Genomic DNA, 10,617 nt, shown 5'->3' with positions numbered 1-10,617 from the left:
CCAGCTCGATCACGGATTCGGACAGCGACTGCTCGGGCACGATCAGCGCGCATGCCTTGCGCTCCCAGGCGTAGCGGAGCGCCGAGGAGATCATCCACCCGCCGAGCGCGACCCCTTGGCTGAGCAGGACGACGGTGTCCGGGCCGATCGAGGCGATCTCCTCGATGTCGGTGATGAGCGCGAGGTCGCGCACCGGGCTCGCGCCCGAGGCGACGTAACGCGCGGTGAGGTCGTGGAGCTCGCGGGAATCGATCAGGTGGCGCAGCTCAACGGTGCCGTTCGATGGGCGGCTCACGGGCGTTTCTCCCATCGTCGGCGAAGCAGCGCGTGGTGCGCGGCGGGGCCAGCCAACTCGATTCCTGCTGGCGTGTACCACTGCTCGGCGGCCGGCAGCACGACGATGTCGAGAATGTTGCCCACCCACAGGTCGTCAAGCCCCGCGACGCTGGCATCCTCGGGGCGCAGCATCGTGATGATGTCGGGCAGTACTGCCTCGACGGCGCCGTCGACGAGCACCATCAGCAGCTCGTTCTGAATCTCGATCTGAACGATCTTCCCCTGCGACTCCTCGATGAGGAAGACGCTCGACGGGCGATCCGGCTGGCCCGGCGGCGCCGGCCGGGAGAGCCCCTCGACGTTGCTCACCCGGGCACGGATGATGCGCTGCACGCCCTGCGTGCGGCGCAGTTGCTCGTGCTTGTGGTGCGTGGGGAGGCCTGACTCGAGGATCTCGCCGATGCGAATGAGGCGGGAGACGCTGCCGATCACCCCGCTCGCGCCCAGCGTTCCTGCGCTCATCGGGTACAGGGCCGCGGCCGCCCAGCCGCCGAACTCCCCCGCGAGGGCACGCACGAGGCGCTCGGCCCTGGCCGGCTTGTCGACGTCGAGGATCGCCGTTTCCCCGGTCGGCCCGGTCACGGCGACGGGCCCGGCGGTCAGCCCAGCGAGGGTGAACAGCGACTGGTGCAGGAGGGGGAAGACCCGGCCCATGGGGTCGGCGTCGACGATCGGGAGCCCGACCTGCATGCCGGTCAGGATGGGCACGAGCGAGTTGACGTTCGCCGCGGCCAGCGGCATGAGCCCCGCAATCGGGCGGCCGACGGCCTGCTCGAGCAAGCGGAGGCTCGTGGCGAACTCGTCGCCGGAGGGGCGCAGCTCCGAGAGCGAGAGCCCGTTGTTGACGAAGCCGACCGCAACGATGAGCGCGTCTTCCTCGAACTCATCGACGCCGCGCAGCTCCGGCTCTATCCCGTGGGCGTGCATGTGGGCGAGGGTGCGCTCGGCTTGGTCGGTGCACCATCCCGGGTCGGCCGCGCAGGCCAGGAAGAGTGCGCCCGTGCGCAGGCGGGCGATCTCGGGGCTAGAGAGCCACATCGTACTCCCCCACCCTCAGCATGCTGCCCACCGTCTGACCCGCCAGTGCGCGCACCCGCACCGAGACCACGCGCGGGTTCTCGTACGCCGTCGCTGCGACCCCGGACTCGATGATTCTCACCTCGGATGGCGCCGCGCCAAACGCGACCAGCCTCGCGGTTGCCCGCGCCTCCGCCGCGGCCAGGGCCTGATCCATCTCCACGGCGCTGCCGACGGTCACCACCTGGGTGACCCAGTCGGCAAGGGGCGCACAGGCAGCCCCGAGCGCGCGCAGATCCACGTCTGCCCTGCGGGCGGCCCGCAGCCAGAGGTGGGGAACGAGGCGGGATGCGCCCTCTGCGGCGACGACCGTGGGCGGCTTGGCTTGCCCGCCCACGAGGAACTCGGTCACGGGCAGCACCTTCGCCGACTGCGTCGCGAGCGTGTCCTCACCGCGGCGTTGACGCTGCGGAACGACGGCCGGCACCCCGGCCAGGATCTCGCCGTGAAAGGACCTCGGCCCGTCGGCGACGATGACGGCGCCGTCCTCGAGGTTGCTCAGTGCGGCGGCACCGATGAGCTCGCTGGCCTGGCCGGCGTACATGGAGTGCACCGGGGTGCTCGACAGGCGCGAGAGCGGCATCCGCCCGCCATCATTCGTGGTCACGTACAGCCGCGCGTCCGGCACCTGCGCCTCGGCTGCCAGCGCGAGCGAGGTGGCGAGCGATTCTGCGAAGGGCACGAGCGCACTGTTGAGCACCGCCGTGCGCTCCCTGACCGCAAACGAGCTGTTCGAGAACGAGTGCGAGTAGGCGACCGACTGCGGCTCGGCGTGCTCCATGAGGATCCGGCCGGCTGCGAGCTCGTGCGCGGTGTTGACGAGTGCGCCGACGCTCGTGACGACGTACCGACCACCCCGCGCGGCTGCCGCGGCGAAATCTCGGAGCGCCTCCACGTCCAGCGGGACGATCTCCTCGCCCAGGGTCGTGTGACCACCGGCGATGTGAACCGCGGTGAGGACGTCTGCATGCGCCCGGCCGTTTCCGAGCTCGTGTTGCGGGTCGATGGGCGGGCGCGGCGCGATGCGCACGACGCTGACGGGGGTCGTCTCCTCCCGCCGGAGCACCGCGCTCACATCGAAACAGATGGAGGAGATCTCCTCGTCCTGCACGAAGCCGGAGTCGGAGGCATAACGGCGGAGGCCGCGGAAGAGCGCATCCGCCGCCTCGGCATCACCCGAGTCGACGAAGTGCATGCCGTAGTTGCCGTCGTCGCGCACGAAGACGCCGACGACTCGATCGCTGGAGATCCGCACACCAATTCTCACTGGCTTCCTCGTTTCTCCGCGCTGACCCCACGACCCTACTACCCGCGCGGCACCGCTCGAGGACAGTGACGCCTGACCGCCCGGCAGACGTAAAAAAAGATTGACATCATGTTGATCATTCTTTACCTTGGACGTGTAAAGAGTTTTTGACATCCCTGGAAGGAGCGGCCGTGTCCTACGAAGAACGAGGCACCTGGGTATATCTCGTCGTCTCAGCCGGCGTGTACGCGATCTACCTCGCGGTCGTGCTTGCTCAGGCGGCCGACCCACTCACGGACACGGCCTATCAAGCGCCGTTGCTGTGGTCGATCGGCGCGGCCATTGTGGCGGCCATCATCGTGCGTATGGTCGTCGAGATCGGCGCGGGCGCCAGGCGCGGCCGAGGTTCCACTGACCCGTTCAGGGCCGACGACCGGGATCGCGAGATCGACCGGCTCGGCACGCTGCGCACCTGGTGGGTGCTGATTGCGGCCGCCATCCTCGCCCTGCTGATGGCGCTCGCCGAGTGGCCCCATTTCTGGATCGCGAACGTCATCTACCTCGGGTTCGTCGCGCAGGCCGTTTCCAGCGCGGTCGTCAAGCTCGTCGCCTACCGCCGGGGGCTTTGACGTGGTCAAGCCGACCCGTGTGACCAACCGCATCCGTGCACTGCGTTTCGAGCGCGGCGAGCTCACGCAGGCGCAGCTCGCCGACGCGCTGGGCGTGACGAGGCAGACCGTGATCGCGATCGAACAGGGACGCTACTCGCCGTCGCTCGAGGTGGCTTTCCAGATCGCCCGGTTCTTCGGGGTGCACCTGGAGGACGTGTTTCAGTACCCAGAGGAGGAGTCATGAAAGCCGCCGTCTACCGCCGCTTCGGCGGACCCGAAGTGGTCGCGGAGGAGGAGCGTGCCCGCCCAGAGCCGACAGGAGACGAGGTGCTCGTGCGCGTGCTCGCCGCCACGGTGAGCGCCGCGGGTGCCGCGGCGCGGGCGGGCTCGCCCTGGTTCGCTCGTCTCGCATTCGGCCCGATCCGCCCGCGCGCGCAGGTGCTCGGCAGCGCCTTCGCCGGACGCGTGGCGGGGCTCGGCCCGGACGCGCGGCGCTTCGCCGTTGGCGACCTCGTGTTCGGCGCGACAAATGCGGCGATGGGCGCGCACGCCGAGTACATCGTGGTGAGCGAGGCCTCGCCCATCGCGCCGACGCCCGCGGCCGTCGAGCCGGCGCGCGCGGCCGCCCTCGTGGATGCGACCGCGATGTCGTTCCTGCGCGAGACCGCGGACCTGCAGCCGGGCCAGCGGCTGCTCGTCAACGGCGCATCGGGCGCGGTCGGCAGCGCGGCGGTGCAGCTCGCCAAGCATTGGGGCGCCCGCGTCACCGGGACGAGCAGCGCGCACAACGTCGACTTCGTGCGGTCGCTCGGCGCCGACAATGCGCTCGACTACGCCGACACCGCCGCGGTGCTCGCCGCGGGCCCCTACGACGTGGTGTTCGACGCATCCGGGAAGCTCGGCTACCGCCGGGCCCGGCGCGCGCTCGCCGCGGAAGGCCTGTACATGACGACTGTGCCCTCCTTCGCGATCCTCGCCCAGTCGCTGTGGACGCGGCTGTTCGGCCGGCGCCGCGCGGTGATCGCGTTCACCGGCCTCCGCCCGGACGCCCGCGTGGCGGCCGATCTCCGCGAGACCGCCGAGCTCGCCGCGCTCGGGGCGCTCGACGCGCCCGTCGACGCGAGTTACCCGCTGAAGCGCGTCGCCGATGCCTACCGGCACGTCGCGCGCGGCAAGCGCGGCCACGTCGTGCTCACCCTCGACGAGTAGCGCTCCCCCGCGCCGGGCTCGTCGCAGGCGGGAGCGTCTCGAGTGGGAACCGACCTGGCCGCCGAATCCACAGACGCGACTGCCGGGTGACTATATCTACTTTAAGCAGGATAAAGTAGATATAACCCAGCTCCCGTCGACGTTAGGAACAGCTCATGGCCCACTACGTCGATGTGCTCTGGAATCCCGCGGACACCGCACATCTGGGCCGCAAGGATCGCGCGGCCGGCCAGTACAGGGCCTTCGTCCCCGATGAGCTCGGTGAGCAGCTGCCCGCATTGGGGCCCGAAGCCCAGCGGGCAGCCGAGGACGCGCTGGCCGTGCTCGCCCGTGCCGACGAGCGCATCGGCGAACGAGGCGGCTACCTCAATCACCTGCTCGTGCGTTCCGAGAGCATCTCCTCTTCCTGGATCGAGGGCAACAGCGTCACCCCCAAGAAGCTCGCCATCGCGGAACTTCTTCAGCGCGGCACCCGCGTCGCGGTGGATGTCGTGGCGAACGTTCGCGCCACAGAGGAGGCGATAACCGAGCTCGGCGACCGCCGGCGCGCTGTCACAACCGCGGACATCGAACGCTTGCAGCACCTCATCGAGCCGCGGCTCGCGCCCGGCCTCCGCACCGAGCAGAACTGGGTGGGCGGGCCCGGCTGGAGCCCGCTGCGCGCGGACTTCGTCCCGCCGCCAGCGTCCGAAGTCGGCAGGCTTGTCGACGACCTCGCCCGGTTCGTCACCGCCACCACCGGCAACCCGGTCGTGCGGGCGGCGATCGCCCACGCCCAGTTCGAGACGATCCACCCGTTCATCGACGGCAACGGCCGCACCGGACGGGCGCTCATCCACACGGTGCTCCGCCGCGCCGACGCGCTGCGGAACACCCTGATCCCGATCAGCACGGTGTTCGCCGGCGCCACAGACCGCTACATCGCCGGGCTCACGGCCTACCGCGAGATCCCCTCCCGCCTCGACGAGTGGGTCATCGCGTTCGCCGAGGCCGCCGAGCTGGCCGCAGGCAACGCCGTCAGGCTGTCCTCGGACATCGCCGCCCTCGACGCAGCGCTACACGAGGAGCTGATCCGATTTCGCCAGGCGCAGGGCATCAAGCCGGCCACACCTCGCAGCGATGCCGTGGTGCTCCGCATCCTGGATGCACTGGCCACCGACCCGGTGCTCACCATCGAGACGGCGGCCGCACGGCAGGCGGTGTCGACGGGGGCCGCGCACCGCGCCCTGGTGCAGCTCGCCGACGCGGGCATCCTCAGCCGCACCAAGGACCACAAGGGTAAGCTGATCTGCTGGACGGCCGACCGGCACCTCGCGCTGGTGAGCCTCACGGAGCGCAGCAACCGCGTCGGTGCCGGCGACACCGGGGCCGGTCACCCGCGTCTCGGCCCGCCGGCGCCGCCGATCGAGCAGGTGGGCGCGCTGAGGCCGTAGACGGCGCCTCAGTGCGGTGAAACCCCGAGCGACGCACGCAACCGTTGGGACTGCTGCAGCCGCGCTTGACCCTGCCCCGCCCCGCAGCGTGCTTACTGTTGCGCACTGAGGATCAGGCACAAATGGATGTCGGTGTGAACCGCAGTGAGTGCTCGATCGCGGTGGCGTCGTCGACGCCTGGAGTCTCGACGCGTGCGGACTTCGGGAGGCTCACGCACGAGGTGGTGAATCGAGGTGTACGCACCAAGAGAGCCCGAACGCCTCGCACGCCGAGAGATCGCGCGGATCCGCCGGCCACCCAGGACGGAAATCCGACGCACAAGCGGCGAATATGTTGTGACCGGGCTTGCGCGTGTCGATACGCAGCACAATAAAAAACCCGGATCCAATTAGTCTCTGGGAATTTAGAACGAAACGTGAACCCGAGTCCGGCGGGCCCCGGCCGGGGACTCCCCCACGAGCCGCAATCTCCCGGTCGGCCCCGAGTTGTCTCCACCTGGCTAGGGGTTTGCTCGAACCGACGTGCCGGCCCCTCGACGCGGCACCAAACGCCTACACCAACCTGTCGTCGGAGACAGCGAGCTCATCTACTGCACGTTCGACCTTCCGCGAGTCAGGGCCAGTCCCTTTCCATGACCGCGATGCAACGCCAGCCGCCCGGCCGACTGTTGACGAGGCGTGTCGGCCGGGCTGCGTGAGTCCCGCTCGGGTCTCAGCGCACGGCTAACGACGGCGTGCCGTCACGACCAGTTCGCTTGCACCATAGCTGTTGTCGTCGGCGTTCAGAGTGAGCCCCGGCGCCACCAGCTCGTCGATGCGGTCGAGCACCTCTGTGGACAACGTCACGTCGGCCGCCGGAAGTTGCGAGGCGAGCTGTTCCATCGTGCGCGGGCCGATGATGGCCGAGGTAATGCCCGGGTGGTTGATCACGAACGCGATTGCGAGCTCGATCAGGGTGATTCCCGCCTCATCGGCTACTCGGGCCAGCGCGTCGACGACCTCCAGCTTCTGCTGATTCGCGATACTCGCCATGTCGAAGCGGGCAGCGGGGCGCGCGGCCGACGTCGGCGAGGGGGCCGCATTCTTGCGCCACTTGCCCGAGAGCCATCCGCCGGCCAACGGGCTATAGCTGAGTGTTCCCATGCCGTGGCGCTGCGTCGTCGGGAGCACGTCCTGCTCGATGCCGCGCACGAGGATCGAGTAGGGCGGCTGCTCCGTCACGAATCGAGAGAGATTCCGGTCGCGAGAAACCACCTGCGCTTCGACGATCTGGCTTGCCGAGTACGACGACGAACCGATGTAGCGGACCTTGCCCTGGCGCACGAGATCGCTGAGCGCGCCCAGTGTCTCCTCGACGTCGGTCGTCGCGATCGGGCGATGCACTTGGTAGAGGTCAATGTAATCGGTTCCGAGGCGCTGCAGCGAATTCTCGACCTCACGCATGATCCATCTGCGGGAGCCGCCGCCCTGGTTCGGGCCATCCCCCATGGGCATGAAGAACTTGGTCGCCAGCACGACGTCATCGCGTCGAGCTTTCAGCGCCTTCCCGACAATCTCCTCCGATTCGCCGCTCGAGTAGACGTCGGCGGTATCGACGAAGTTGATTCCGGCGTCCAGAGCATGATGAATGATCCGAATCGAGTCGTCGACGTCGTTGTTGCCCCACGCACCGAACATCATCGTGCCGAGGCACAGCGGGCTGACCTCCACACCGGTGCGCCCCAAGAGACGATATTCCATGTTCTACTCCTCGCTGATGCGCGCCTCGGCTCTCGCCAAGATGCGACTTGTGGTCTGAGTTTTCTGTGGACAGGGCGTCGAGGTCCCGGCGCACGCGTTCTGGCTCGGGCTCGACGGGCATGTTCTTCTGGTCTCGGATGCCGTCGACACCGCCGATCGGATCCTTGTAGAGGGCTCCGAAGACCGGCTCGAGATGCGTCTGGGCTGGCCCATGTTCAGCGACAAGCTCGAACATCACGTGCTCGGCCGCCGACGAGGCGAGCCTGTCCGCGAGCACGCGAGCGATCTGATGGCGCGCGATGATGCCGCTGGCGCGGATGAGCCGCTCGCTGCGCCGCTTCTCGTCGTGTGTGTTGCCGCGTCGGGTCATCCTGATCGCGGTCATCTGGGCGATCCGCACAGGACGCCCACCGAGCACCTGCAGCACGTTCTTCACCGCGCCGTAGTCAACGGCTGCTGCGACGAGGTCGCGACCAACGCTGCCGGTGGCGCCGACGACGGGCACGGCATGGGCCCTAGTTCGGGGTGAGTCATGCTCAGTCTCCTTCACACAATCTCGTTGGGCGGGTCACCACGTTGAGGCGATGCTGCGCGCGCCCAGCCACCGCCCGTCGCGTATGACGAAGTAGATGCGCAGCTGGAGCCGCCAGGAGCTGTGAGCGCCCCAGATCGTCGCTTCGGTGAGTGATCTGGCCGTGAGCACAGGCGTCTCGTGCTCGAAAGTGACGAGGGTTTCGACGGTGTCCACCACGTCATAGTGCATTCGGTCAGCGTCAATGTCGGCGAGCCACTCAGCCTTCGACTGTACGTAGCCGGTCATATGTGTGAGGGTGAAGCCCTCGTCGAGAAGGTCGTCGAGCGCGTTTGTGTCGCCGAGAACCATCGCCTCAGTCTGCAGCTCATAGTTCGTGCGTGCGGCCGCGGCAGTTGCTTTTCGCGCTCCGTCGGTCGGGGAATCTGGCATGGTTCAACGCTAGAACGGACTCGGCACCAGAGGGAGGGCGTGTTACTACCCCTCTCGCTGCCCCATCTGTGCTCTGTCTTCACCGGAGGATGCCGGCGTTCGCCGGTCCTGTGGATGTCTGTGGCGGTGCGTAGCATTGCAGGCACACCGAGCAAGACGGAGGAGCGATATGGAACCCACATCAGTGCCTGAGAGGGCTGCCGCTCGTGCCGAGGAGCTCCCCGGTGCCGAACTGACGCACCCGTTCGGCGAAGGCTGGGAAGTCTGGAAGGTCCGCGGCAAAGTTTTCATGTTGCACACCGTGCTCGCCGGAGAGGGGATCGTGATCCTGAAAGCAACGCCCGACGACGGGCGGGCGCTTCGCGAGGCCCACCCGGACATCACGCCGGGCTACCACATGAACAAGAAGCACTGGATCACGGTCCACCCCGGCGGGAACATCGACCCCCAACTCGTGGATGAACTGGTCACCGAGTCGTACCTCCTGGTAGTCGAAACCCTCCCGAAGCGGCTCCGCCCGGTCGACCCCGCCACCTACGGCCGGCACCCATGAGGATCACCGTGATCCTCGTGTCGGATGAAGCAGCCCGGGCGCATACCCACGACGTCCAGAAAAACGACCTTCACAGAAGGGGAGGAAGGCAGGGATGAGCGCGAACGAGCCGGCCTCACTGTTCGAGATCGACGACGAAAGCCGCCCCCTCGCCGATCGGATGCGCCCCGACAAGCTCGAGGACATCGTCGGCCAAGAACAACTCCTCGGCCCCGACGCGCCGCTGGGGCGCATGGTCAGCCAGGGAAAGCTCGTCTCCGCCATCCTGTGGGGGCCGCCTGGATGCGGCAAAACCACCATCGCCAGGCTCCTGGCCGAACGAACTGGCTTGACGTTCGAACCACTCTCGGCCACGTTCTCAGGGGTGGCTGATCTGCGCAAAGTGTTCTCCGCTGCCGCCAAGCGCCGTGAGATCGGGCAGGGCACCCTGCTTTTCGTCGATGAGATCCACCGTTTCAACCGCGCGCAGCAAGACTCGTTCCTCCCGTATGTCGAAGACGGCACGATCGTGCTCATCGGAGCGACGACCGAGAACCCGAGCTTCGAACTCAACGGCGCCCTCCTCTCACGCTGTCAGGTTTTCGTCCTCCAACGCCTCGACGCTGCAGCCCTGCGCATTCTCATCGCGCGCGCCGAGAAGCTCACCGGGCGCACTCTGCCGCTCGATGCCTCGGCGGTCGACGCCTTGATCGCGATGGCGGACGGCGACGGCCGCTACCTCCTGAACCTTGCCGAGCAGCTCCTGGCCCTGCCCCCGGGGCAGCGACCGCTTGATACCGTCGCACTCGCCACGATGGTGCAGAAACGCGCCCCGCTGTACGACAAGTCGCAGGAGGGGCACTACAACCTGATCTCCGCCCTCCACAAGGCGATGCGCGGTTCCGACCCCGACGCGGCGTTGTACTGGTTGGCCCGAATGCTCGATGGCGGTGAGGATCCGCTCTTCATTGCACGGCGGCTTGTGCGGTTCGCGAATGAGGACATCGGCATCGCCGACCCGCAGGCCGTGCACCAAGCACTCGCCGCGTGGGACGTCTACGAACGTCTCGGGTCGCCGGAAGGCGAGCTCGCGATCGCGCAGGCGGTGGTCTACCTCGCGACAGCCCCCAAATCGATCGCGGTGTATCGGGGAATGAACCGCGCGATGCGCGCCGCGAAACAGTCGGGGTCGCTGATGCCGCCTGCTCACATCCTCAACGCACCCACCAAGCTCATGAAACAGCTCGGGTACGGCAAGGACTACCAATACGACCCCGACACCGCCGACGGGTTTTCCGGCCAGTCCTACTTTCCAGACGAGATGGCAGGGGAACGCTTCTACGAACCCACTCGAAACGGGTATGAGAAGGCGATCGCCGAGCGACTCGCCTACTGGGAACGCTTGCGAGCCGACGCCCGAGCGAACCGCGACGGAACCGAACGAGGGCCGCGCTCAGACTGAATCCTCG

At 67.8% G+C, this 10,617-nt stretch carries 12 protein-coding genes; 7 read left to right on the top strand and 5 right to left on the bottom strand.

Going from position 1 to position 10,617, the window contains the following annotated elements; translation table 11 throughout:
- The 3 genes from GY24_RS10995 to GY24_RS10985 all read right to left on the bottom strand — a co-directional run.
- Positions 1-295, bottom strand: a 295-nt coding sequence (locus GY24_RS10995; protein ID WP_202972934.1) for a hypothetical protein, incomplete at its 3' end; no start/stop codon positions are given.
- Positions 292-1,374 carry a DUF917 domain-containing protein gene (locus GY24_RS10990; protein WP_104475684.1) on the bottom strand — a complete coding sequence of 361 codons (1,083 nt, stop codon included), beginning with the start codon at positions 1,372-1,374 and terminating at the stop codon, positions 292-294. The genes GY24_RS10990 and GY24_RS10995, both read right to left, overlap by 4 nt.
- A complete protein-coding gene (locus tag GY24_RS10985) occupies positions 1,361-2,680 on the bottom strand; it encodes a hydantoinase/oxoprolinase family protein (RefSeq protein WP_161498727.1) in 1,320 nt (439 codons plus the stop codon). Before GY24_RS10985 ends, GY24_RS10990 begins: the two co-directional genes overlap by 14 nt.
- Positions 2,681-2,850: 170 nt before the next feature.
- On the opposite strand from GY24_RS10985, the gene GY24_RS10980 reads away from it, so the two are divergent.
- From GY24_RS10980 to GY24_RS10965, 4 genes are all read left to right on the top strand, one after another.
- On the top strand, positions 2,851-3,288 hold the full coding sequence (locus GY24_RS10980) for a hypothetical protein (RefSeq protein ID WP_104475679.1): 438 nt from the start codon (positions 2,851-2,853) through the stop codon (positions 3,286-3,288).
- Between the two features lies 1 nt (position 3,289).
- A complete protein-coding gene (locus tag GY24_RS10975; RefSeq protein ID WP_104475677.1) occupies positions 3,290-3,514 on the top strand; it encodes a helix-turn-helix transcriptional regulator in 225 nt (74 codons plus the stop codon).
- Positions 3,511-4,479, top strand: coding sequence for an NAD(P)-dependent alcohol dehydrogenase (locus tag GY24_RS10970; RefSeq protein ID WP_104475675.1), 969 nt, complete (start codon positions 3,511-3,513; stop codon positions 4,477-4,479). The genes GY24_RS10975 and GY24_RS10970 overlap by 4 nt, the downstream gene beginning before the upstream one ends.
- Before the next feature lie 155 nt (positions 4,480-4,634).
- Positions 4,635-5,912 carry a Fic family protein gene (locus tag GY24_RS10965; protein WP_104475673.1) on the top strand — a complete coding sequence of 426 codons (1,278 nt, stop codon included), beginning with the start codon at positions 4,635-4,637 and terminating at the stop codon, positions 5,910-5,912.
- A gap of 723 nt (positions 5,913-6,635) precedes the next feature.
- Here the strand turns inward: GY24_RS10965 and GY24_RS10960 are convergent.
- A complete protein-coding gene (locus tag GY24_RS10960; RefSeq protein ID WP_104475671.1) occupies positions 6,636-7,652 on the bottom strand; it encodes an aldo/keto reductase in 1,017 nt (338 codons plus the stop codon).
- A 211-nt stretch (positions 7,653-7,863) separates the two neighbouring features.
- Here GY24_RS10960 and GY24_RS17665 point away from each other — a divergent pair, with 211 nt between their 5' ends.
- Positions 7,864-8,181: a hypothetical protein gene (locus GY24_RS17665; protein ID WP_161498726.1), complete on the top strand. Its 318-nt coding sequence runs from the start codon at positions 7,864-7,866 to the stop codon at positions 8,179-8,181.
- Positions 8,182-8,220: 39 nt separating this feature from the next.
- Here GY24_RS17665 and GY24_RS10950 read toward each other — a convergent pair whose 3' ends face one another.
- Positions 8,221-8,616, bottom strand: coding sequence for a nuclear transport factor 2 family protein (locus tag GY24_RS10950; protein WP_104475669.1), 396 nt, complete (start codon positions 8,614-8,616; stop codon positions 8,221-8,223).
- A gap of 169 nt (positions 8,617-8,785) precedes the next feature.
- On the opposite strand from GY24_RS10950, the gene GY24_RS10945 reads away from it, so the two are divergent.
- On the top strand, positions 8,786-9,169 hold the full coding sequence (locus GY24_RS10945) for an MmcQ/YjbR family DNA-binding protein (protein ID WP_104475667.1): 384 nt from the start codon (positions 8,786-8,788) through the stop codon (positions 9,167-9,169).
- A 94-nt stretch (positions 9,170-9,263) separates the two neighbouring features.
- Complete coding sequence (locus GY24_RS10940) at positions 9,264-10,610, top strand: replication-associated recombination protein A (protein ID WP_104475665.1); 1,347 nt, start codon at positions 9,264-9,266, stop codon at positions 10,608-10,610.
- Positions 10,611-10,617 lie beyond the last annotated feature (7 nt).

Origin of the sequence: Microterricola pindariensis (assembly GCF_002936985.1) — a bacterium.
GTDB lineage: Bacteria > Actinomycetota > Actinomycetes > Actinomycetales > Microbacteriaceae > Microterricola > Microterricola pindariensis.
Note: the sequence above shows the minus strand (reverse complement) of the source record. Positions and strands in the feature narration are given on the sequence as shown.